We start from the raw sequence: 21,889 nt of genomic DNA, 5'->3' as shown, positions 1-21,889 counted from the left end.
GGCCTGCCCGGCCGGGCAGCCGTAGGACTGCGTGGTGTCGCAGTAGTGCGGGTAGTTGGCGGTGTTCTGCTCGACGACGTACACCAGGCCGCCGGTCTCGTGGCTGACGTTGGCCAGGAACGCCGCCACCTCCTGCTTCTTCACCGTGTCCGAGCCGGTGCCCGCGAACGCCGGGTAGGCGCTCAGCGCGTTGACCAGCCCGGCGTAGGTGTAGAAGGAGTTCCGGTTCGGGAACATCTGGTTGAACTGCGCCTCGGAGACCACGAACCCGCCCGGGTCGGGGGTGGTCACCGACGGGCTCGGGGTCGGGGTGTCGCTGCCGGTGCAGGTGGTGGGGCTCCAGTACCAGGTGGAGACGGTCGGGTCGTAGCCCGGGTTGTCGTGGGTGGCGACGTAGTACCGGCCGTTGGGCGCGTACTTCACGACCGTGCCGGTGGTGTACTGCGTACCGGCCACCCAGACCGGCAGGTTGCAGTCCCGGGGGGTGCTGCTCGGGCTCGGGCCGGCGGTCGAGCCGCTGGGGCTCGGGCTGCTGGGGCTCGGGCTGCTGCCGCCGCCGCAGGCGCCCTGGTCGGCCCAGACGCCGGAGCCGCCGGTGCTCGGCGCCTCGCCCTGGGTCCACCACTTGGCGTTCCAGTTGTGCCCGTTGTACGAGGCGGACGTGCCGCCGGTGTACACCTGGGTCGCCGAGTACGGGGTGGTGCAGGCGGTCGCGGCGGTCGAGGTGGTGGGCACCATGACGGCCAGGCCGGTCGCGGCCAGCGCGCCGGTCAGCAGCGCGGCGACCTTGCCGCGGCGGGAGCGGGGGCGGGCGCGGTGCGCCGGCCGGTGGGTGGTGCGGGGGGTGCGGGCGTGGGACATTCGGCCACTCCTGGTGGGGGACGAGCGGTGTGGCAGCACTCAAGCGACCTTGTCCGTTAACTGTCAATAGGTCTAGACCTTAAGGGAATTGAGGGCGTGTACGGAGTTTCGGGCAGTGCGACGGGCGGCGCGGCGGGCACAAGATCGGGTACTGGTCAGTAGGGCCGCCGTGTGCCAGGGTGCAGACGACGCCCCGTCCGACCCACCCTCAGCCGGAAGGCAGACCAGGCCCGATGACCCTCGAAGCCCCCCTCGTCCGCTCCACCACCGCCGACGCCGTCACCACCCTCGAACTCGACTCCCCGCACAACCGCAACGCCCTCTCCACCCGGCTGATGGCCGAACTCACCGCCGGCCTCGCCGCTGCCGCCGCCGACCCGGAGGTGCGCGCCGTCGTCCTCGGCCACACCGGCCGGGTGTTCTGCGCGGGCGCCGACCTCTCCGAGGCCACCGGCGACGACCCCACCGTCGGGCCGCGCGGCCTGGTCGCCCTGCAGCGCGCGATCGTCGACTGCCCCAAGCCGGTCGTCGCCCTGGTCGACGGCCACGTCCGGGCCGGCGGGCTCGGCCTGGTCGGCTCCTGCGACCTCGCCGTCGCCGGGCCCGACGCCACCTTCGCGTTCACCGAGTCCCGGCTCGGCCTCGCCCCGGCCGTCATCTCGCTGCCGCTGCGCCCCAAGCTCGACCCGCGCGCCGCCGCCCGCTACTACCTCACCGGCGAGACCTTCGACTCCGCCGAGGCCGCCCGGATCGGCCTGGTCACCGAGGCCGCCGACGACTCCGCCGCCGCCCTGCGCACGATCCTGGACGCCGTCCGGCTCTGCTCGCCGCAGGGCCTGGCCGAGTCCAAGCTGCTCGCCAACGCCGCCGTCCGGGAGTCCTTCGACCGGTACAGCGAGGAGTTGGTCGCGCTGTCGGCGAAGCTGTTCGGCTCGGAGGAGGCGCAGGAGGGCATGCGGGCCTTCCTGGCCAAGCGGCCCCCGCGCTGGGCGCGCTGACGGCCGCGCCGTCACCCCGGCCGGGGCCGGCCCGGCCGGGGTGACCTCGGCTTTCGGCGGAAGTTACCGGCCGGTGTGAGTTTGGTCCCGTTGCGGGCCGCGGGGGCGCACCGGCCGCTACGGTGAGCGCATGTCGATCGTCCGCAGGCTGCTCGGGCCGGTCCGCGAGAACGCGCGCCGGGCGGCCGGGCGCGCCGTGCACCGCGGCTGGCGCTGGGCCCAGGACGCCGGGGCGGTCAGCAACCGCAACCCCGGCCCGTACCGGTTCGGGGAGCTCGGTGACGGCACCAAGCTGGCCTTCCCGCTCGGCACCGTCTTCAACGAGCGCTGGATCACCATCGGCCCGTTCTCCATCATCGGCGAACGCGTGACCCTGTCGGCCGGCTTCCTGCCCGGGCTCGACCTCGGCCCCGAGCCGATCGTCCGGATCGGCGGCGGCTGCGTCATCGGCCGCGGCAGCCACATCGTCGGCCACCAGCGGATCGAACTCGGCGACGACGTGTGGACCGGCCCCGACGTCTACATCACCGACCAGGCCCACGAGTACCGCGACACCGAGCTGCCGATCGGCAAGCAGTGGCCCCGCAACGAGCCGGTCTCGATCGGCGCGGGCTCCTGGATCGGCACCGGCGCGGTGATCCTCCCCGGCGCCCGGATCGGCCGCAACGTCGTGGTCGCCGCCAACTCCGTGGTCGCCGGAGAGGTCCCCGACTACGCCGTGGTCGCCGGGGCCCCCGCCCGCCAGGTCCGCACCTGGGACCCCGAGCAGGGCTGGCAGCCCCCCATCCGCCACGACCCGCCCCGCCCCGTCCCCGACGGCGTCACCGCCGAACAGCTGCGCGCCCTGGTCGGCTGGGACCTCCGCCTGCCCGGCGAGGCCGAACGGCCCCCCGCGCCGTAGCCCGCCCGGCGGTGGGCGACTGACGGCCCGTCCGGCCCGGCGGGCGGGCGGAGCGCCGGGCCGGACGTCGCGTCCCTGCAACGACTGTCACAGCTGCGCAACCGCGGCAACCGGGCGGGGCGGACCGGCGTGGTGGGCTCTGTCGGACCGGACAGGACGTCCGTCCGACGGAGCTCGGAAGTGAGGGCCGGGCCGCGGGCGTGTCGACGAGAACACGGCCCGGTCCGCTCCACCCGTCCGTCCGTCAGCCCTGGGGGGATTCCCGTCATGCGCCTCAACCGTCTCGCCGTGGCCGCCGTCCTGGCTGCCTCCGCCCTCGCCCTCACCGCCTGCGACCCGGACGGCTCCGGCTCCGACGGGGCCTCCGCCCCGGCTGCCACCGTCACCGCCGCCCCGACCGCCGCGCCCGCCAGTCCGAAGCCGCCCGCCGGCACGGGAAAGCCCACCGCCGCGGCGAGCGGGAAGGCCACCACGCCGGCCGCTGACTGCACCGCTGGCGCCAACGGCACGACGGTGCTGGAGGCCACCGAGAACGCCTACTCGACGCACGTCTGGATGCGCGCCAGGTCGACCAGGTTCGTCTGCGGCCCCGAGGTGCCCAACGACGGCTACTGGGAGCCGCAGGGCGACGCCCGGGTCTACGAGTTCGACAACGCCGTGAAGAGCTACCTGCTGGACGACGAGCTGAAGCCCAGGGGCGTCGACCTGACCGCCTTCATGAAGGTGCAGGAGGCCTGCCTGAAGAACGCCGAGCCCGCCGCGCCGTACCGCTGCTTCGGCAACCAGTACGAGGTGAAGCTCGGCGCCCAGGGCAAGGTGCTCAGCATCACCCAGCTGTACCGCCCGTGAGGCCGCACCGGCCGTGAGGACCCGCCGTCCGTGACCGCGGACGGCGGGACGGCGGCCCGGACGCGTGGGGGCGTCCGGGCCGCCGTCGTCGTTCCGCGGGCGGGAGGGGAGGGGCGGTCAGGCCGCGCGGTGGCGGCGGACGGTGAGGGCGAGCAGGCCGGCCAGTGCGGAGCTGGCGGCGACGGTGAGCAGGGCGGCGGGCAGCGAGAGGGCGTCGGCCAGGAAGCCGATCACCGGCGGGCCGATCAGCATGCCCGCGTAGCCGAGAGTGGAGGCGGTGGCCACGCCCTGCGGCCCGGCGGCCGCACCGGCCTGGGCGATCGCCAGCGGGAAGACGTTGGCCAGGCCGAGGCCGACCAGGACGAAGCCCGCCAGCGCCAGCGGCACGGACGGTGCCAGGGCCGCGGTCGCCATGCCCGCGCAGGCGGTCAGGCCGCCCAGCAGCATCACCCTGGTCTGGCCGAGCCGCTCGGAGAGCCAGGTGCCGGAGAGCCGTCCCGCCGTCATCGCGAAGGCGAAGGAGGCGTACCCGGCGGCGGCCGTCGCGGCGCTCGCGTGCACGTCGTCGGTCAGGTGCAGGGTGGCCCAGTCGGCCAGGGCGCCCTCGCCGTACGCGGTGCACAGGGCGGTCAGGCCGAGCAGCACCACCAGCAGCCGGGCGTGCCGGGACGGGCGGGCGGCGGGAGCGGTGGTGGCGGTGGCGGCGGTGGAGGGGCGGGGGAGCGCGGCCGGGGCGCGCAGCAGGGCGGTGCCCGCGACGGCGGTCACGGCCAGGCCGAGCGCGGCGGCCGCGGCCAGCGACCAGGCGGCGCTGATCCGGCCCGCGAGCAGGCCGCCGACCGCGGCGCCGAGCAGGCCGCCGAGGCTGTAGCCCGCGTGGAAGCTCGGCATGACGGGCCGTCGGAGCTCGGCGACCAGGTCGACCGCGGCGCTGTTCATCGCCACGTTGGCCGCGCCGTAGCCCGCGCCGAACAGCAGCAGCACCGCGCCGAGCGCGAGCACCGAGTGGGTGTGCGCGGGCAGCGCCGCGGCGAGCGCGAACACGGCGACCGAGGCGATGGTGACCCGGCGCGAGCCGTACCGCAGGCACAGCCGTCCGATCAGGGCCATGGTGGCGACCGCGCCGGCCGAGATGCACAGCAGGGCCAGGCCCAGGGCGCTGTGCGAGGCGGAGACCTGGGCGCGGACGTCCGGGATCCGGACCACCCAGGAGGCGAACAGGAAGCCGTCGACGGTGAAGAAGGCGGTGAGGGCGAGGCGTGCCGCCGACCAGGAGGAGCTGCGGCCGGACGGAGGGTTCGTAGGGGCAGCGGAGAGGAGGGAGGAGCGGGCTTCTGTTTTGTTCAGTAGCGGCACAAAGTCAGAATAGAGGAGTGCCGCACACACCTACAAGCCCGAATCCCGGCCAGAATCCGGGCCTGACCCCGCGTCCGCAGCCGGGGGCCGCCAAGCGGGCCGCGCCCGACCGCGGCCGCGCCCTGCTGGGACCGGCCCTGCGCCTGGTCCACACCGGACAGGCCCCCACCCGCTCCGCCCTCACCGGCGCCCTCGACGTCACCCGCGCCACCGCGGGCGCCGTCACCGGCGAACTGGAGGCGCTCGGCCTGATCACCGTCGACTCCCGCCCCGCCGGGGGCGGCCGCGGCCGCCCCTCGCACCGGCTCGCCCTCGCCGACCCCGGTCCCGCCGTCCTCGCCGCCCAACTGCACGCCGACGGCATCTCCGTCACCCTCGCCGGACTCGGCGGACGCCTCCACGACCCCGTCCACCTGCCGCTGCCCGCCGACACCTCCCCCACCGCCCTGCTCGACGCCGTCGCCGGGGCCGGGGCCCGGCTCGCCCGCGACAGCCGCCGCCGGGTCCTCGGCTTCGCCCTCGCCCTGCCCAACCCCGTCACCGAACCCGACGGCACCGTCCCCTCGTCCCTGCACTTCGCCTGGCCGCCCGGCACCCCCGTCGACGCGCTGTTCGCCGCCGCCGTCGCCCGCACCGACCCCGGCCCGCGCGCCCGCACCCCCCTGCCCACCGCCGTCGCCAACGACGCCAACCTGGCCGCCCTCGCCGAACACCGGCACGGCGCCGGGCGCGGCGCCCGCCACCTGCTGCTGGTCACCTCCGGCCACCGCGGCGTCGGCGGTGCCCTGGTCATCGACGGCCGCCTGCACACCGGCAGCTCCGGCCTCGCCCTGGAGGTCGGCCACGTCACCGTCGATCCGCTCGGCCGCCCCTGCGCCTGCGGCAACCGCGGCTGCCTCAACGCCGAGACCGACACCGACGCGCTGTTCGCCGCCGCGAAGCGCCGCCCCGACCCCGAACGCCCGCTGCTCCCGCAGGCCCGCGCCCTCGCCCACGACCCGGACGCCGCCGACGCCCTCGACCACGTCGTCGACCGGCTCGGCCTCGGCCTCGCCGGACTGGTCAACATCCTCAACCCCGACCGGATCGTGCTCAGCGGCCTCCACCTCGACCTGCTCGCCGCCGCCCCCGAGCGCCTCGCCGCGGTGGTCGCCGACCGCTGCCTGTGGGGCCGCAGCGGCCGCATCCCGATCGTCCCCGCCCAGGTCGGGCACGCCGGACTGGTCGGCGCCGCGGAACTCGCCTGGGAGCCCTACCTGGACGACCCGCAGGCGGTCGCGGCGCCCTGACCCCCTCCTCGGGGGGCGCCGGGAACGCGGAACGGCGCGGGTGACGAACCGTCAACCCGCGCCGTCCGGAGTGCCCGTGGGGCGGTCAGCTCTTGCCGAAGCGCAGCTTCCAGGGGGCGACCGCCGACTCCAGCTGCACGCCCAGGCTCATCTTCGACATGCCCTCGACCCGCTCCTCGAAGCGGATCGGCACCTCGGAGATCCGCATGCCGCGCTTGACCACGCGGTAGTTCATCTCCACCTGGAACGAGTAGCCGTTGGAGCGCACCGACGGCAGGTCGACCGCGCGCAGCGCCTGGGCCTCCCACGCCTTGAAACCGGCCGTGGCGTCCTTCACCTTCAGCTGCAGGATCGCGTTGACGTAGAAGTTCGCCCACGCCGAGAGCGCCTTGCGGTGCCACGGCCACTCCGAGGCGGTCGACCCGCCCGGCACGTAGCGCGAGCCCAGCACGACCGAGGCGTCGGTGCCGGTCAGCTTCGCCACCATCTCCGGGATGGCGGTGTGCGGGTGCGACAGGTCGGCGTCCATCTGCACGACGATGTCGGCGCCGTCCTCCAGCGCCCGCGACATGCCCGCCACGTACGCCCGGCCCAGACCGTCCTTCTCCGTGCGGTGCAGTACCGAGACGGTGCCGTCCGAGTCGGCCGCCAGCTTGTCCGCGACCTCGCCGGTGCCGTCCGGGGAGTTGTCGTCGACGACCAGGACGTGAAGGTTCTCCATGCCGAGGTCGGCCAGTCGGCCGACCAGGATCGGCAGGTTCTCCCGTTCGTTGTAGGTCGGAACAACCACGACGACCTTCGGGTGGGCCTCAGCCATGTTTTTCTTTCCTAGATGCCGTACCAGCCGGATGCGGCAGTCTAGCGTTTCTCCCGTTACGTCCGTCCCACGGGGTTCCCCTCGCCGCCCGCGGGCACCTCGGGAATCCGGCCCCGGGCCCGTCCGTTCAGCAGGCATGACCCACACCGCACCGTCCCCCGGCGCCGAACCGCTGGAGTACGCCGCCTTCACCGCCGACCCCGCGGGCGGCAATCCCGCCGGAGTCGTCCTGGACGCCACCGGGCTCGACGACGACCGGCAACTCGCCGTCGCCGCCCGGCTCGGACACTCCGAGACCGCCTTCCTCACCGCCGACCCCGACCGGCCGCGGGCCCACGCCGTCCGCTACTTCAGCCCGCTCGCCGAGGTGTCGTTCTGCGGCCACGCGACCATCGCCGCCGCGGTCGCCCTCGCCGAACGGCACGGCCCCGGGGAGTTCCACTTCACCACCCAGGCCGGGCCCGTCCCCGTCACCGTCACGGGTGACGCCGCCACCGGCTACCGGGCCACCCTCACCAGCGTCCCCGCCACCGTCGCGGACGCCGAACCGCAGGACGTCGCCGAGGCCCTGACCGCCCTGCGCTGGCGGCCCGAGGAGCTCGACCCCCGCCTCCCGCCCCGGATCGCCCACGCCGGGGCCCGCCACCTCGTCCTCGCGGCCGCCACCCGGGCCCGGCTCGCCGACCTCGACTACGACTTCGACGCGCTCGCCGCGCTGATGCGGCGGCTCGACCTGACCACCCTCCAACTGGTCTGGGAGCAGGACGCCACCACCTACCACGTCCGCGACCCCTTCCCGGTCGGCGGGATCGTCGAGGACCCCGCCACCGGCGCGGCCGCCGCCGCCTTCGGCGCCTACCTCCGCGAGCTGCGCGGCCTCACCACCGCCCGCCTCACCCTCCACCAGGGCGAGGACCTCGGCCGTCCGGGCGTGCTCACCGTCGACCTCACCGAGGGCGACAGCCGGGTCCGGGTCACGGGGCGGGCGGTGCGCATGTAGCTCCGCAGGGGACGGGGGAGAACGGCGGGATGCACCATCAGGGCCCGGGGAACTGTCGGGCACCCGGGCATGCACCATCAGGGGCCCGGGGAACGGCGGGCACGGGTCTGCTGACGGTGCACTGCCGTTGCGTGCGGTGGCTTCGGGTTCTGTTCGGGCGGCCCGAAGCAGCACGGACCTCCGGTGGGCTCCGGCCGGCAGCAGCTCGGACTCGCCGTTCCCCGAGCCCCTGATTGCGCATCCCGCCGTCCTGCCCGAGCTCCTGGTTCGTCCCCCTTCGCCTGCCGAAAGGGGCCCCCGGTACTCCGGGGGGAGTAGGCGTGTCTGCTCCGGCGGGACGATGGTGGGCCGCGGGGGTGTGGTTAGCCTTCGGGTATGGGTGAATCGCAGCTGCTGTGGGTGCCACCGTGGGTGCGGGCGGCGAAGGCCGGGTGGCCGGTGGCGGGGGCCGCGGTGGTGGCGGTGCTGCAGGTGGCGGGGACGACGGCGGCGGGGCGGCACCAGGACGGGCGGGTGCCGCTGGACGGGTGGGGCTACCTGCTGCTGGTGGTCGGGCCCGCGCTGCTGGTGCTGCGGCGCAGGTGGCCCGCGGGGACGGTGGCGGCGGTCACGGCCGTCACCGCCGGGTACCTGTGGGCCGGTTACCCGTACGGGCCGTCATTCCTGGCGATGGTGGTGGCGTTCTTCGGCGCGGTGCGGCACGGGCACCGGCGGGCCGCGTGGCTGAGCGGCGGGGCCTTCTACCTGGTGCACCTGCTGGTGGGCTACGTGCTGCCGGACGGCTGGCAGCGGGCCGCGGAGCACGGCGTGCAGGGCTGGCAGGAGCTCGGCGTCACGGCCTGGCTGCTGCTGGTCTTCGCCGGGGCGGAGCTGGCCAGGTTCCGGCAGGAGCGGATCGCCGCGGTGCGGGCCGCCGAGGAGGAGGCCCGGGCCCGCCGCAACGACGAGGAACGGCTGCGGACGGCCCGCGAGCTGCACGACATCCTGGCCCACTCGATCTCGCTGATCCACGTGCAGGCCGGGGTCGCCCTGGAACTCCTGGACGCCCGCCCCGAGCAGGCCCGCGACGCCCTGACCACCATCAAGGCGACCAGCAAGGAGGCGCTCGGCGAGGTCCGTCAGGTGCTGGGCACCCTCCGCGGCCCCGGTGCGGCCGCCCCCCGCACCCCCGCCCCCGGGCTGGAACGCCTCGACGAACTCGTCGAACAGGCCGGGCACGCCGGGCTGGCGGTCACCGTCGAGCGGCGCGGCCGGGCGGCCCGGGCGGGGGCGGGGCTGGAACTGGCCGCGTTCCGGATCGTCCAGGAGGCGCTGACCAACGTGCTGCGGCACTCCACCGCCCGCACCGCCACCGTCGAACTCGCCTGGGACCGCGCCGCGCTCACCGTCACCGTCACCGATCCCGGCCCGCCCGGCGGCGGCGACGCGGGCGGCAGCGGCAGCGGACTGACCGGCGTGCGCGAACGCGCCGCCGCGCTCGGCGGCAGCGCCGGGGCCGGACCGGACGCGGCCGGCGGCTGGCGGGTCCGGGCCCGGCTGCCGCTGGCGGGGAACGACCGCCGGAACGGCCCCGGGAACGGTTCCGAGAGCGGGGGGACGACGTGATCAGGGTGTTGCTGGCCGACGACCAGACCCTCGTCCGGGCCGGTTTCCGGGCCCTGATCGACGCCCAGCCCGACCTGCGGGCCGTCGGCGAGGCCGAGGACGGCGAACGGGCCCTCGCGCTGGCCCGCGAACTGCGCCCGGACGTGGTGCTGATGGACATCCGGATGCCCCGCCTGGACGGCCTGGCCGCGACCCGGCGGATCTGCGCCGACCCGGAACTCGCCGACGTCCGGGTGGTGGTGCTCACCACCTTCGAACTCGACGAGTACGTCTTCGAGGCACTGCGGGCGGGCGCCGCCGGGTTCCTGGTCAAGGACACCGAACCCGGTGACCTGCTGCGCGCCGTCCGGGTCGCCGCCGCGGGCGACGCCCTGCTCTCCCCGGGCGTCACCCGCCGCCTGATCGGCGAGTTCGCCGCCCGCTCCAAGGAGCCCGCCACCGCCCGCCTCGACGTCCTCACCGAGCGCGAGCGCGAGGTCCTCGCCCTGGTCGGCCTCGGACTCACCAACGAGGACATCGCCCGCCGCCTGGTGGTCAGCCCGCTCACCGCCAAGACCCACGTCAGCCGGACGATGGTGAAGCTCGGCGCCCGCGACCGGGCCCAACTGGTGGTGCTGGCCTACGAGTCGGGCCTGGTCCGACCCGGGTGGCTGGGGTGACCGGGGCGGCCCTGCTCCACCGGGAGTAGGGCGGGTGCCGCCCGGTGGGGGACGTGCCGGGCGGGGGTGCGGGGGGACGGTGGAGGGGCCGGTGAGGAGCCGGGTTCTCGACCGAAGGGGATGAGTGGTGATGGTGGCGCTGCTGGCCGACGGGTGGCACGGGCCCGGACCGTGGGTGCTGGTGTTCCCGGTGTTCTGGCTGCTGGTGGTGGTGCTGGCGGTGACGCTCCTGCGGCGGGCCGGGTGGCGGCGGCGCGGGTGGTGCGGCGGGGAGCACGCTCCGCTCGCGGTGCTGGGGCGCCGGTACGCGCAGGGGGAGATCGACGAGGCGGAGTACCGGGAGCGCCGGGCCGTCCTGACCGAGGAGCACCGCGCGGCCGGGGGCGGGCGGTGACGGCCGCGGCCCGGGTCGAGGAGGCCGTGAAGGAGTACGGCGCGGGGGAGACCCGGGTGCGGGCGCTGGACGGCGTCAGCGTGGAGTTCGCGGCGGCCCGGTTCACGGCCGTGATGGGGCCGTCCGGTTCGGGGAAGTCCACGCTGATGCACTGCGCGGCGGGCCTGGACACCCTGAGCGGCGGCCGGGCCTGGCTGGGGGAGACCGAGCTGTCGGGGCTCGGCGACCGGGAGTTGACGCTGCTGCGCCGGGAGCGGATCGGTTTCGTCTTCCAGGCGTTCAACCTGCTGCCGACGCTCACCGTCCGGGAGAACATCACCCTGCCGCTGGACCTCGGCGGCGCCGCCCCCGACCGGGAGTGGCTGGACGCGCTGATCGACGTGGTCGGCCTCGGCGACCGCCTGCAGCACCGGCCGAGCCAGCTCTCCGGCGGCCAGCAGCAGCGCGTCGCGGTGGCCCGGGCGCTGGCGGGGCGGCCCGCGGTGGTGTTCGCCGACGAGCCGACCGGCAACCTGGACTCCCGCAGCGGCGGCGAGGTGCTGGGCCTGCTGCGCTCCGCGGTGGACACCATGCGGCAGTCGGTGGTGATGGTCACCCACGACCCGGCGGCCGCCGCGCACGCCGACACGGTGCTGTTCCTCGCCGACGGCCGCCTGGTCGACACCATGCAGCAGCCCACCGCCGACCGGGTGCTGGACCGGATGAAGGCCTTCGACGGCCGTCGCGGCAAGGCGGCGGCCCGGTGAACGCGAGCGTGCGGATCGGGGTGCGTTCGCTGCTCGCCCACCGGCGCCGACTGCTGGGCACCGTGCTGTCGATCGTCCTGGGCGTGGCGTTCCTGACCGGCACGATGGTGCTGGGCGACACCCTGCGGGCCAACTTCGACACCCTGTTCGCGGACGCCGACGCGGGCACCGACGCGGTCGTCCGCAGCGCCCGGGTGCTGGACGCGCCCAACGTCCCCGGCGGGGTCCGGGCCCCGCTGGAGGAGTCGCTGACCGCGAAGCTGCGCGCGGCGCCCGGCGTGAGCGCCGCCGAACCCTCGGTGCAGGGCGCGGGCCAGCTGATCGGCGCCGACGGCAGGCCGGTCGGCGGGCAGGGCCCGCCCACCCTGGCCGGGAACTGGATCGACGACCCGAAGCTCAACCCGTACCGGCTCGCCGAGGGTCGCGCCCCCGCCGCGCCCGGGGAGGCGGTGGTCAACCGGGGCGCGGCGAAGGCGGGCGGGCTGAAGGTCGGCGACAGCACGGTGCTGCGCACCCCCGACCCGGTGCGGATCACCGTGGTCGGCATCGCGACCTTCGGCGCCGACGCCGACGGCATGGGCCCCAGCACCTTCACCGCGCTGACCCTCGCCGACGCCCAGGCCCACCTGACGCCGAGGGGCACCGGGCAGGTGTCCACGGTCCGGCTGCGCTCGGACACCCTCAGCCAGCGCCAACTGGTCGACGAGATCGGCCCGTTGCTGCCGGACGGGGTGGAGGCGCTGACCGGCGCGGACGCCACCGCGCAGTCCACCGCCGACGTCTCCGGCCGCTTCCTGAGCCTGTTCACCACCCTGCTGCTGGTGTTCGCCGGGGTCGCCCTGCTGGTCGCGACCTTCACCATCCACAACACCTTCGCCATCGTCACCGCCCAGCGCACCCGGGAGAACGCCCTGCTGCGCGCCCTCGGCGCCGGCCGCGGCCAGGTGCTCGGCACCACCCTCGGCGAGGCGCTCGCCCTCGGCGTGCTCGCCTCCGCGCTCGGCCTGCTCGGCGGCTTCGGCGTCGCCGCCGGGCTGAAGGCGCTGTTCGCCGCGATCGGGTTCACCCTGCCCACCGGCGGCACCGTGGTGCACCCCGCGACGATCCTGCTGCCGCTGCTCACCGGCACCCTGGTCGCCGCCGCCTCCGCGCTGGCCCCCGCCCTGCGCGCCGCCCGCACCGCCCCGCTCGCCGCCCTGCGCGACACCGCCGTGGACGCCTCGGCGCAGGGCCGCAGCGCCCTGGTGCGCCGGACGCTCGGCGCGCTGCTGCTGGTCGGCGGGCTGCCCGCCGTGGTGGTCGGTGCGACCCGCGGCCCCTCGCTGGCGCTGACCGTCGGCGGGGCGCTGGCCCTGCTCGCCGGGACGGTCGTGCTCGGGCCGGTCGCCGCGGTGCTCGCCGTCCGGGTGCTGGGCGCGCCGCTGCCCCGGCTGCGCGGCGTCACCGGCGCGCTGGCCCGCCGCAACGCCGCCCGCAACCCCGGGCGGACGGCCGCCACCGCGACCGCGCTGATGGTCGGCGTCGCCGTGGTCACCCTGTTCACCGTGTTCGGCGCCTCGGTCAAGGCGACCCTGGACGACACCGTCTCCCGCTCCTTCGCGGGCGACCTCGCCGTCACCGCCCCCGCGACCGGGGCCGGGGGCAGCGGCGTCTCGCCGAAGCTCGCCCCCGCCGTCGCCGCCCTCCCCGAGGTCCGCGCCGCGGTCGGCCTCGGCCGCGGCCTCGCCCAGGTCGACGGCCACGGCGCCCAGTTGGGCGTCGCCGACCCGCTCGCGCTGGCGCAGGTCACCGACCTCGGCCGGGTCGACGGCTCGCTCGCCGACCTCGGCACCGACGGCCTGGCCGTCTCCCGCCCCGAGGCGCAGGCGCACGGCTGGCGGGTCGGCTCGACCGTGCAGCTGCGGTTCACCGACACCACCGCCGCCTTCACCGTCCGCGCCCTCTACGCGGGCGGCGGCGTCGCCGGGGACTACCTGATCAGCCGTCAGGCGTGGGAGCCGCACCGCGTCCAGGACGCCGACACGCTGGTCGCCGTCGCCCTGCGGCCCGGGGTCACGGTCGAGCAGGGCCGGGCCGCGATCGGGCAGCTCGCCGCCGCGTACGGCAACCCGCAGGTGCAGACCCGGGCCGAGTACGCGGAGAGCTCCGCCTCGGGCGTCGACATGATGCTCTCGGTGGTCTACGCGCTGCTCGCGCTCGCCGTGCTGATCGCGCTGCTCGGCATCGCCAACACGCTGACCCTCGCCGTCCACGAGCGCACCCGCGAGCTCGGCCTGCTGCGCGCCGTCGGGCAGAGCAGGGCCCAACTGCGGGCCATGGTGCGCTGGGAGTCGGTGCTGGTCGCCGCGTTCGGCACGGCGGGCGGGCTGGTCCTCGGCGCGCTGCTCGGCTGGGCGCTCACCCGGGCCTCCGACGGCGCCGGGACGGGCTCCTTCGCGCTGCCCGCCGGACGGCTGGCCGTGATCGCCCTGGTCGGGCTGGCCGCCGGGGCGCTGGCCGGGCTGCGGCCCGCCGCGCGGGCGGCGAAGCTGGACGTCCTGCGGGCGGTGGCGAGCGACTGACGCCCCGCCGGCCCCGGCTTCCCCACCCGTGCGCACCCGTACGCATAAGGGGAAGCTGGGGCCTCCGTAACCGTCACTTATCGTAGTTGCCTGTTACACTCGGTGGCGTACCGGCGGTGGTGAGGAGAGTGGCGCGATGAGCGATCAGACCCAGGACGTGGACCGGACCGACCCCGAGTACCGGGCCTGGCTGAAGGAGGCCGTCCGCCGGGTGCAGGCCGACGCCAACCGCTCCGCCGACACCCACCTGCTGCGCTTCCCGCTCCCCGCCGACTGGGGCGTCGACCTGTACCTCAAGGACGAGTCGACGCACCCCACCGGGAGCCTGAAGCACCGGCTGGCCCGCTCGCTGTTCCTGTACGGGCTGTGCAACGGCTGGATCCGGCCCGGCGCCCCGGTCATCGAGGCGTCCAGCGGCTCCACCGCCGTCTCCGAGGCGTACTTCGCCCAGTTGATCGGCGTCCCGTTCGTCGCCGTGATGGCCCGCAGCACCAGCCGCGCCAAGATCGAGCTGATCGAGTTCCACGGCGGGCGATGTCACCTGGTCGACAACGCGGGCGAGGTCTACGCCGCGGCCGCCGCGCTCGCCGCCGAGACCGGCGGCCACTACATGGACCAGTTCACCTACGCCGAGCGGGCCACCGACTGGCGCGGCAACAACAACATCGCCGAGTCGGTCTTCGCCCAGCTGAAGCTGGAGCCCCACCCCGAACCCGCCTGGATCGTCGCCACCGCGGGCACCGGCGGCACCTCCGCGACCATCGCCCGGTACGTCCACTACATGCAGTACGACACCCGGATCTGCGTCGCCGACCCGGAGAACTCCTGCTTCTTCGAGGGCTGGGTGCACCACGACCCCGACGCGCACTGCCCCAGCGGCTCCCGGATCGAGGGCATCGGCCGCCCCCGGATGGAGCCCTCCTTCGTGCCCGGCGCGATCGACCGGATGATGAAGGTCCCCGACGCGGCCTCGATCGCCGCCGTCCACCTGCTCGCCGACGTCCTCGGCAAGAAGGCCGGTGCCTCCACCGGCACCGGCCTGTGGAGCGCCCTGCGGATCGTCGCCGAGATGCGCCGCGAGGGCCGCAGCGGCAGCGTCGTCACGCTGATCTGCGACCCGGGCGACCGGTACCTCGACAAGTACTACTCGGACGCGTGGCTGGCCGCCGAGCGGATCGACCCCCGACCGCACCGCGCCGCCCTCGAGGAGTTCCTCGCGGGCGGCGACTGGGCGGAGGGCTGAGGGCCGGTCAGTCGGCCTCGCCGGTCCGCTCGGTGAGCAGCAGGGCGGCGGTGACCACCACGAAGGCGGCGGTGGCGAAGTGCACCCCGAAGGCGATGGCGGTGCTGCCGTGGTGCACCAGGATGGTGGTGGCGTCGCCGAACGGGGTGACCGACTCGGCGAGCAGGGCCCAGCCGAGCGCCCGGCGGTGGCCGGTCAGCAGCAGGGCCAGCGGGACGAGGCCGGAGACGATGTCCCGGAAGCCCTTGACGGTGAGGAAGTCGGCGGCCTCGCCCTGCGGCCACACCGGCATGCCGAAGCCGGAGGCGGTGTGCTCCGGGGCGAACAGGTAGCTGACGCCGACGTAGCCGATGCCCAGCGCGACCAGGACCGTGAACACGGTGGCGAGGTTGACGCGCAGGCGGCTGCTGGCCTTCGGGGTGGCGGTGGCGGTGGCGGTGGTGGCGGTGGCGGTGGCGGTGAGCGCGGACATGGTGGTTCCCCCTGCTGGTGTGGGCGGTGCGAAGTGGTGTGCGCCGCCGTCTGGTTAGCGGCGCTAGCAACGAGAATGATGCTAGACCGACGGCCCGTCAGATGTCTAGCGGTGCTAGGATTTCGTTCATGGCTATCAAAGAACGCAGGGCGCGCGAACGCGCCGAACGCGAACAGCTGATCGTCCGGGCCGCCCGCGAACTCGCCGAGGCCGAGGGCTGGGACGCCGTCACCACCCGCCGCCTCGCCGAACGCATCGAGTACAGCCAGCCCGTCCTGTACAGCCACTTCAGCGGCAAGGACGCCATCGTCGCCGCCGTCGCGGTCGAGGGCTGCGCCGAACTCGCCACCCTGCTGCGCGCCGCCGCCGCGGACGTCGCCGACCCGCGCGAGGCGTTCGCCGCCGTCGCCCGCGCCTACCTCGACTTCGCCGAGGCCAACCCCGCCCTCTACGACGCGATCTTCACCCTCCCCAGCACCCTCCCCTTCGGCACCCCCGACGCCCCCGCACCCCTGCACGCCGCCTTCGCCGCCATCGCCGAACCCGCCACCCGCAGCGCCAAGGTCTCCGGCCACGACCCCGGCGGCTACACCGAACTCGCCTGGTCCGCCCTGCACGGCATGGTCACCCTCGCCCGCAACGGCCGCCTGCGTCCCGACCTCGACCAGCCCCGCATCGACGCCTTCACCGCGGTCTTCTGACTCCGGGGCCCGACCCGGGGCCGGGGCCCCGGACCGGAGCCCCGGCCCCGGGCGCCCGGCGCCTCACAGGCGCAGCGTCCCGGCGAGGAGGTCGGCGAAGGCGGTGGTGAGGCGGTCGGGACGGGTGCGGGTGTAGGCGGCGAGCGGGCGGCGGACCGGGGGGTCGGGGCGGAGGACGGCGGCGTCCAGGGCGGGCGGGAGGATGCCCGCGGGCACGAGGGCGGGGCCGAGCCCGGCGGCGGCCAGGACGGGGGCGGCGGAGGTCTGCTCGGTGCGGACGGCCGCGCGGGGGAGGAACCCGGCCCGGGCGCAGGCGGCGTCCAGGACCTCGGCGAGGCCGTGCCCGGGGGCGTAGTGCACCCAGTCGCGGTCGGCGAGGGCGGCGAGCGGCAGGACGCCGCCGGGAGCGGCGGCCAGCGGGTCGTCGGCGGGGAGCACGAGCGCGAACTCCTCGACGCCCAACTCCCGTACCGGGCCGTCCCAGTCGTCCGGCAGCGGGCCCACCGCGAGGTCGGCCCGCCCGGCGGCCGTCGCGGCGCGCAGCAGCTCCTCGTGCGGGTACTCGCGCAGCCGGATCCGCACCCCGGGGTGGCGGGCCCGCCAGGCCCTGAGCACCGGCGGCAGCAGACCGAGCGCGACCGAGTGGACGGCGGCGACCTCCAACTCGCCCTCCTCCAGGCCGGTGGCGCGCCGGGCCGCCGCGTGCAGGCGCTCGGCGTCGGCCAGGACGGCGCGGGCGTGCGGGAGGACGGCCCGGCCGAGCGGGGTGAGCCGGACGGCGCGCGGCAGGCGCTCCAGCAGCGGGCCGCCGAGCGCGCCCTCCAGGGCGCGGACCTGGTGGGACAGGGCGGGCTGGGTGACGTGCAGCCGCTCGGCGGCCCGGGTGAAGGAGCCGGTGTCGACCACGGTGACCAGGTACTCGAGCTGTCGGAGCGTTGCCATGCACGGAGTCTATCGATCCGGTCGAAAACAAGCCTTGGACCTATCCGTGCAGGTGGAAGCAGGGTGGTCTCCGGGCCGGGAACACCTCCCGGCCGCCGAAGGAGGAGATCCCCGTGTCCGTTCCGCTGTCCGTTCCGCCGTCCGTTCCGCTCTCCGGCCGCCGCCTGGCCGTCATCGGTGCCGGTTCCCGCACCGGCCGCCACCTGGCCCGCGCCGCCTCCGCCGCCGGGGCGGAGCTGGTGCTGGCCGGCCCCGACCCGCGCAAGCTGGAGTGGACGGCGGGCGAACTGGCCGGCCCGTCCACCGTGCTGCCCGTCGACCTGACCGACGAGTCCTCGATCGCCGCGTTCGCCGCCCGGCTGGGCCGCTTCGACCACCTGGTCTCCACCGCCGGGCTGCCCGCCAACGGACCGCTCGCCGACCTGCAACTCGCCGACGTGCGGCGGGCGTTCGACGCCAAGGTGATCGGCCCGCTGCTGCTCGCCAAGCACCTCGCCCCGCACGCCGCCGAGGACGGCTCGTTCACCTTCTTCTCCGGCGTCGCCGCCTGGCGCCCCGCCCCCGCCCGCACCGTGATGGCCACCACCAACGGCGCCCTGGCCTTCCTCGTCCGGGCCCTGGCCGTCGAGATCGCCCCCCTGAGGGTCAACGCGGTCTCCCCCGGCATCGTCGACACCGGCTCCTGGGACGGCCTGGGCGCCGACAAGGAGGAATTCCTGCGCGCCGTCGCCGCCCGCAACCCCGCCCGCCGGGTCGGCACCCCGGACGACCTGGTCAAGGCCGTCCTGCACGTGATCGACAACCCGTACGTCACCGGCACCGTCCTGCACGTGGACGGCGGCGGCCGTCTGGTCTGACGCCCGGGTCAGCTGCCCGGCAGGTCGGCGGGGACGAGGAGTTGGAGGTCCTCGGTGGTGGGGGAGGGGAGGTGGGCGACCCGGGAGGCGTGGCGTTCGACCATGGTCTCGAAGACCTGGCGGGCGGTGCGGCCGTTGCCGAAGCCGGTGCTGCGGTCGATCGCGGTGAAGTGGCCGAGCAGGGCGGCCTCGGTGGCCTCGGCGAGGCGGTACTCGTGTTCGGCGGCCTGGGCGCGGGCGATGTCGAGGAGCTCGTCGGCGGTGTAGTCGGGGAAGGTGACGGTGCGGGAGAAGCGGGAGGAGAGGCCGGGGTTGGCGGCGAGGAAGCGCTCCATCTCGGCGGTGTAGCCCGCCACGATGACCACGACCTCGTCGCGGTGGTCCTCCATCAGCTTGACCAGGGTGTCGATCGCCTCGCGGCCGAAGTCCCGCCCGGCGTCCTCGGGGGCCAGCGCGTACGCCTCGTCGATGAAGAGCACGCCGCCGCGGGCCCGGTCGAAGGCGGCGGCGGTGCGGATCGCGGTGGAGCCGACGTGCTCGCCGACCAGGTCGAGCCGGGCGACCTCGACCAGGTGCCCGCGCTGCAGGACGCCCAGCGAGGCGAGGATCTCGCCGTACAGCCGGGCGACGGTGGTCTTGCCGGTGCCGGGGGCGCCGGTGAAGACCAGGTGGCGGCGCGGGGAGGGGGCCTTGAGCCCGGCGCGCTGCCGGGCCCGGCCGACCGAGATCAGGTCGATCAGGGTGCGGACCTCCTGCTTGACGGTGGCCAGGCCGACCAGCGCGTCGAGTTCGGCCAGGGCCACCTCCGCGGGGCGGCAGTCCGGGATCGGGGCGATCACGGGAGCGGCGAGGGCGGGCGCCGTGGTCTGCACGGCGGGCACCAGGGTCGCCAACGGGGGAGCGGTCGGCGGGGCGGGGGCGAGGGCGGGCGCCGGGACGGCGGTCGGCGGCGGCAGCGGCGCCGCGTCGTCGGAGGTGCAGCCCTCGGCGACCGGTCCGGGCTCGGAGAACTCGAAACCGGCCCGGGCGTTGCGCTCGGCCCGGCAGCGCACCAGCTTCGTCCGGCAGCCGTCGATCACGTGGAAGCCGAAGCCGCCGCCCTGCGAGACCCGCACCCCCTCGAACTCGCCGCGGCCCTGCGCCGACACGTACACCCCGGACTCGCTCGCGCCGCGCACCGTGCACTCGCGCAGCACCGGGTCGGCGCCCTTGGTGACGATCACGCCGGTCGCGACGTCCGCGATCTCGCAGTCGGTGAGCAGGCCGCCGGAGCCGTGGTCGCGGAACCACAGGCCGGTGCCCGCGCCCTGGATCCGGCAGCGCGCCAGGTCCGCGCCGGCGCCGCCGCTGACCGAGACCGCGGAGGAGCGGATCGCGCTGAACGAGCAGTCCCGGACGGCCGCGGAGGAGCCCTGGTCGAGGACGAACAGGGCGTCGGGCAGGTCGTCCAGGGCGCAGTCGGCCAGCTCCAGGGCGGCGCCGTCGCTGACCCACAGCGCCGGGTAGTCGCCCTGCGCGGAGTGGAAGCGGCAGCCCTCGGCCAGCACCTTCGTGCCGCCGTCCCAGATCGAGAGCGCGCCCCGGCCGAAGCCGTGCACGGTGACCTGGCGCAGCGTCAGTTTCGCGCCGCCGCGCAGGTCGGCGGCGTTCTCCGGGACGTCGTGGATCCGGCCGGAGGAGAGTTCCAGTTCGGCGCCGGTGTCCAGGCTCAGGCCGTTGCCGGAGACCCGGTGCACCGTGCAGTCGGTCAGCCGGCCCACCGCCTGCGCCTCGGCCTGCACGCCCGAGCCGCGGACCTCGGAGACCTCGCAGCCGGTCAGCTCCGCCAGCGTCCCCGGGTCGGCCAGCAGGACGCCCGCCCCGCCGGTCCGCCGCACCTTCAGCCGCTCGGCGCGCAGCCGGGAGCCGGCCAGCACCGCGACCCCGCTCTGCCCGGCCGCGGCGACCTCGCAGTCCAGCAGCTCGGCCTGCGCCCGGGCGCGCAGCCGCACCCCGAGGCCGGACGGGTTCTCCACCGTGCAGCCGACCAGTTGGGCGCGGGCGCCGTCGGCCAGCTCCACGCCCACCGAGGAGGACGCCTCGACCCGGCAGTCGGCCAGCACCGCGCCGTCCGCCCCGGCCAGCAGCACCGCGGGGGCGGAGCGGTCCGAGCCGTCCACGACCAGGCCGCGGACGGTGGCGGCGGCCGTCACGGTCAGCGCCGTGCCGCCGCGCACCGCGCTCTCCGGGGGCGAGATCCGCACGCTGCCGGGGCCCTGCTCGGCGACCAGCGTCACCGGCTTGTCGACCAGCACCGCCTCGCGGAACGTCCCCGCGCGGACCGTCAGGGTGTCGCCGGGCTCGGCGACCTCCAGGGCCTCGCGGAGCGTCGCGTACTCCCCGCCGCGCCGCCGCCACCGCGAGGCGCTGTCCTGCGTGACCCGGACCCTGAGCTCACCCATGGCGATCTGTCATCCCCGCCTTCGTCGGTTACGTCGGTTGCGTCGAGACGCTGCGCGACCGCCCCACCGTAGCGCGCGGGGCGGACCAGGCGGACCGCCGTCCTGGTCCGGCGCCCGGTTCAACGAGCGCGGCCGGGGGTGGTTCCGGGTGCACGGAGCTGACGGCGCCGCAGGTGGGACGGTCAGCGGTGGTCCGGCCGCGGCGCCGGGACCTCCTCCAGCACCTCCACGTCGTCGCCCACCGACAGCGTCCCCAGCACCTCGGCGGAGGTGGCGCGGACCGGGACGAGGTTCTGGCCGAACACCAGCTTCTGGCCGAAGCGGTGGTGGCGCCCCAGCGCCCGCAGCGGCTCGGGGCCGCGCCGCTCGCCGGTCTCCTGGTCGGTGGTGGTGACCACGCAGCGGCCGCACGGCTTGGCCACCCGGAACTCCAGGCCGCCGATCCGGACGCGGCGCCAGCCGTCCTCGGCCCAGGCGGCGGTGCCGGAGACCACCAGGTTGGGGCGGAAGCGCTCCATCGGCAGCGGCGCGCCCTTGACCGGGTCGTCGGGGTGGTCGTCGGCGATCCGGGCGTTCAGCTCGTCCAGCGAGGCGGTGGTGGTCAGCAGCAGCGGGAAGCCGTCGGCCATCGAGACGGTCTCGTCCGGGGCGGCGTACTCCGGGTTGATCGGGCGGCTGGTGGCGGGGCGGTCGAGGTGCACCAGGCGGACCTCGCCGAGCTCGGCGGGCAGCCGCCCGGCCAGCCAGGCGGTGGTGTCCTTGCCCGCCTCGACGGCGGAGAAGTGCGTGCCGAACACGTTGACGGTGGTCTCGGGGGCGCCGTCGGCGAGCGTCGGCGCGGTCAGCACGTGGACGTCCCCGTCCGGACCGGTCAGGGTGAGCGCGGCGCCGTCGGCGGACGGGACGGGGCGGAACTGCCCGATCGCGGGCTCGTCGCGCTGGGTGAGGGCGGTGCCGTCGGCGTCCACCAGCATCCAGCGGCGGTCGCCCAGCAGGCCCCAGGGCTGCACGGCGGCGGACGGCGGGCTGAGGCGGTACATCGACTTGACCGGGTACAGGTGGAGCGAGGCGAGACGCGGCATGCGGTCCATCCTGCCAGGCGGGCGGCGGCCCGTGGTGCGGGGCCCGGTGCCCGGGTGCGCGCATCCCCGCGGCCCTGGCGGGACGCGGGGATGCGCGGTGGTGCGGAGCCGCCCG

20 protein-coding genes are annotated in these 21,889 nt (G+C 75.8%); 13 read left to right on the top strand and 7 right to left on the bottom strand.

The genetic code is table 11. The annotated features are described in order from the left end of the window. Positions 1–861 (bottom strand): glycoside hydrolase family 19 protein (locus tag QSK52_RS28425; protein WP_285739040.1); only part of this gene is annotated, 861 nt, incomplete at its 3' end. A 233-nt stretch (positions 862–1,094) separates the two neighbouring features. On the opposite strand from QSK52_RS28425, the gene QSK52_RS28420 reads away from it, so the two are divergent. The 3 genes from QSK52_RS28420 to QSK52_RS28410 all read left to right on the top strand — a co-directional run bounded on the left by QSK52_RS28420 (position 1,095) and on the right by QSK52_RS28410 (position 3,609). Beyond that, complete coding sequence (locus QSK52_RS28420) at positions 1,095–1,859, top strand: enoyl-CoA hydratase family protein (protein WP_285739039.1); 765 nt, start codon at positions 1,095–1,097, stop codon at positions 1,857–1,859. Positions 1,860–1,989: 130 nt separating this feature from the next. Then, positions 1,990–2,760 (top strand): acyltransferase, encoded by a 771-nt coding sequence (locus QSK52_RS28415; protein ID WP_285739038.1) that lies wholly within the window; start codon positions 1,990–1,992, stop codon positions 2,758–2,760. Positions 2,761–3,027: 267 nt separating this feature from the next. Then, positions 3,028–3,609, top strand: a complete 582-nt coding sequence (locus QSK52_RS28410) for a hypothetical protein (protein WP_285739037.1) — start codon at positions 3,028–3,030, stop codon at positions 3,607–3,609. A gap of 117 nt (positions 3,610–3,726) precedes the next feature. Here the strand turns inward: QSK52_RS28410 and QSK52_RS28405 are convergent, their stop codons facing one another. Next, positions 3,727–4,965 carry an MFS transporter gene (locus QSK52_RS28405; RefSeq protein WP_435053395.1) on the bottom strand — a complete coding sequence of 413 codons (1,239 nt, stop codon included), beginning with the start codon at positions 4,963–4,965 and terminating at the stop codon, positions 3,727–3,729. 62 nt (positions 4,966–5,027) lie between these two features. Here QSK52_RS28405 and QSK52_RS28400 point away from each other — a divergent pair, with 62 nt between their 5' ends. After that, a complete protein-coding gene (locus QSK52_RS28400) occupies positions 5,028–6,254 on the top strand; it encodes an ROK family protein (RefSeq protein ID WP_285739046.1) in 1,227 nt (408 codons plus the stop codon). Between the two features lie 85 nt (positions 6,255–6,339). Here the strand turns inward: QSK52_RS28400 and QSK52_RS28395 are convergent, their stop codons facing one another. Next, positions 6,340–7,071: a polyprenol monophosphomannose synthase gene (locus QSK52_RS28395; protein WP_285739036.1), complete on the bottom strand. Its 732-nt coding sequence runs from the start codon at positions 7,069–7,071 to the stop codon at positions 6,340–6,342. Between the two features lie 136 nt (positions 7,072–7,207). Here QSK52_RS28395 and QSK52_RS28390 point away from each other — a divergent pair, with 136 nt between their 5' ends. The 7 genes from QSK52_RS28390 to QSK52_RS28360 all read left to right on the top strand — a co-directional run bounded on the left by QSK52_RS28390 (position 7,208) and on the right by QSK52_RS28360 (position 15,279). After that, on the top strand, positions 7,208–8,071 hold the full coding sequence (locus tag QSK52_RS28390; RefSeq protein WP_285739035.1) for a PhzF family phenazine biosynthesis protein: 864 nt from the start codon (positions 7,208–7,210) through the stop codon (positions 8,069–8,071). Between the two features lie 375 nt (positions 8,072–8,446). Beyond that, positions 8,447–9,676 carry a histidine kinase gene (locus QSK52_RS28385; RefSeq protein ID WP_285739034.1) on the top strand — a complete coding sequence of 410 codons (1,230 nt, stop codon included), beginning with the start codon at positions 8,447–8,449 and terminating at the stop codon, positions 9,674–9,676. Beyond that, positions 9,673–10,335, top strand: coding sequence for a response regulator (locus QSK52_RS28380; protein ID WP_285739033.1), 663 nt, complete (start codon positions 9,673–9,675; stop codon positions 10,333–10,335). Before QSK52_RS28385 ends, QSK52_RS28380 begins: the two co-directional genes overlap by 4 nt. A 130-nt stretch (positions 10,336–10,465) precedes the next feature. Further along, a complete protein-coding gene (locus QSK52_RS28375; RefSeq protein ID WP_285739032.1) occupies positions 10,466–10,729 on the top strand; it encodes an SHOCT domain-containing protein in 264 nt (87 codons plus the stop codon). After that, positions 10,726–11,475 (top strand): ABC transporter ATP-binding protein, encoded by a 750-nt coding sequence (locus QSK52_RS28370; protein ID WP_285739031.1) that lies wholly within the window; start codon positions 10,726–10,728, stop codon positions 11,473–11,475. The genes QSK52_RS28375 and QSK52_RS28370 overlap by 4 nt, the downstream gene beginning before the upstream one ends. Further along, positions 11,472–14,036, top strand: a complete 2,565-nt coding sequence (locus QSK52_RS28365; protein ID WP_285739030.1) for an ABC transporter permease — start codon at positions 11,472–11,474, stop codon at positions 14,034–14,036. Before QSK52_RS28370 ends, QSK52_RS28365 begins: the two co-directional genes overlap by 4 nt. 136 nt (positions 14,037–14,172) lie before the next feature. Further along, positions 14,173–15,279, top strand: a complete 1,107-nt coding sequence (locus QSK52_RS28360) for a PLP-dependent cysteine synthase family protein (protein WP_285739029.1) — start codon at positions 14,173–14,175, stop codon at positions 15,277–15,279. A gap of 7 nt (positions 15,280–15,286) precedes the next feature. Here the strand turns inward: QSK52_RS28360 and QSK52_RS28355 are convergent, their stop codons facing one another. Continuing rightward, positions 15,287–15,751 (bottom strand): DUF4267 domain-containing protein, encoded by a 465-nt coding sequence (locus QSK52_RS28355; RefSeq protein ID WP_285739028.1) that lies wholly within the window; start codon positions 15,749–15,751, stop codon positions 15,287–15,289. Positions 15,752–15,879: 128 nt separating this feature from the next. On the opposite strand from QSK52_RS28355, the gene QSK52_RS28350 reads away from it, so the two are divergent. Further along, the gene (locus tag QSK52_RS28350; RefSeq protein WP_285739027.1) at positions 15,880–16,452 is read left to right on the top strand and encodes a TetR/AcrR family transcriptional regulator; all 573 of its coding nucleotides are present in this window, start codon (positions 15,880–15,882) and stop codon (positions 16,450–16,452) included. 63 nt (positions 16,453–16,515) lie between these two features. On the opposite strand, the gene QSK52_RS28345 is transcribed toward QSK52_RS28350, so the two are convergent. Next, entirely contained in the window at positions 16,516–17,394 is an 879-nt protein-coding gene (locus QSK52_RS28345; RefSeq protein WP_285739026.1) for a LysR family transcriptional regulator, read from the bottom strand. Positions 17,395–17,507: 113 nt separating this feature from the next. Here QSK52_RS28345 and QSK52_RS28340 point away from each other — a divergent pair, with 113 nt between their 5' ends. Next, a complete protein-coding gene (locus tag QSK52_RS28340; RefSeq protein WP_285739025.1) occupies positions 17,508–18,251 on the top strand; it encodes an SDR family oxidoreductase in 744 nt (247 codons plus the stop codon). 8 nt (positions 18,252–18,259) lie between these two features. Here QSK52_RS28340 and QSK52_RS28335 read toward each other — a convergent pair whose 3' ends face one another. Then, complete coding sequence (locus QSK52_RS28335; protein WP_285739024.1) at positions 18,260–20,692, bottom strand: right-handed parallel beta-helix repeat-containing protein; 2,433 nt, start codon at positions 20,690–20,692, stop codon at positions 18,260–18,262. Positions 20,693–20,874: 182 nt separating this feature from the next. Beyond that, positions 20,875–21,774: an MOSC domain-containing protein gene (locus tag QSK52_RS28330; RefSeq protein WP_285739023.1), complete on the bottom strand. Its 900-nt coding sequence runs from the start codon at positions 21,772–21,774 to the stop codon at positions 20,875–20,877. Between the last annotated feature and the right edge of the window lie 115 nt (positions 21,775–21,889).

The organism is Kitasatospora phosalacinea (assembly GCF_030268885.1).
Lineage (GTDB): Bacteria > Actinomycetota > Actinomycetes > Streptomycetales > Streptomycetaceae > Kitasatospora > Kitasatospora phosalacinea_C.
This window is presented reverse-complemented; position numbering and strand designations above follow the sequence as displayed.

Bases quoted from the DNA above. Each gene is read 5' to 3' on its own strand.
- QSK52_RS28415 (WP_285739038.1), top strand. From the start codon at position 1,990: ATGTCGATCGTCCGCAGGCTGCTCGGGCCGGTCCGCGAGAACGCGCGC.
- QSK52_RS28330 (WP_285739023.1), bottom strand. From the start codon at position 21,774: ATGCCGCGTCTCGCCTCGCTCCACCTGTACCCGGTCAAGTCGATGTAC.
- QSK52_RS28335 (WP_285739024.1), bottom strand. From the start codon at position 20,692: ATGGGTGAGCTCAGGGTCCGGGTCACGCAGGACAGCGCCTCGCGGTGG.
- QSK52_RS28350 (WP_285739027.1), top strand. From the start codon at position 15,880: ATGGCTATCAAAGAACGCAGGGCGCGCGAACGCGCCGAACGCGAACAG.
- QSK52_RS28345 (WP_285739026.1), bottom strand. From the start codon at position 17,394: ATGGCAACGCTCCGACAGCTCGAGTACCTGGTCACCGTGGTCGACACC.
- QSK52_RS28385 (WP_285739034.1), top strand. From the start codon at position 8,447: ATGGGTGAATCGCAGCTGCTGTGGGTGCCACCGTGGGTGCGGGCGGCG.
- QSK52_RS28360 (WP_285739029.1), top strand. From the start codon at position 14,173: ATGAGCGATCAGACCCAGGACGTGGACCGGACCGACCCCGAGTACCGG.
- QSK52_RS28410 (WP_285739037.1), top strand. From the start codon at position 3,028: ATGCGCCTCAACCGTCTCGCCGTGGCCGCCGTCCTGGCTGCCTCCGCC.
- QSK52_RS28355 (WP_285739028.1), bottom strand. From the start codon at position 15,751: ATGTCCGCGCTCACCGCCACCGCCACCGCCACCACCGCCACCGCCACC.
- QSK52_RS28395 (WP_285739036.1), bottom strand. From the start codon at position 7,071: ATGGCTGAGGCCCACCCGAAGGTCGTCGTGGTTGTTCCGACCTACAAC.
- QSK52_RS28390 (WP_285739035.1), top strand. From the start codon at position 7,208: ATGACCCACACCGCACCGTCCCCCGGCGCCGAACCGCTGGAGTACGCC.
- QSK52_RS28375 (WP_285739032.1), top strand. From the start codon at position 10,466: ATGGTGGCGCTGCTGGCCGACGGGTGGCACGGGCCCGGACCGTGGGTG.
- QSK52_RS28420 (WP_285739039.1), top strand. From the start codon at position 1,095: ATGACCCTCGAAGCCCCCCTCGTCCGCTCCACCACCGCCGACGCCGTC.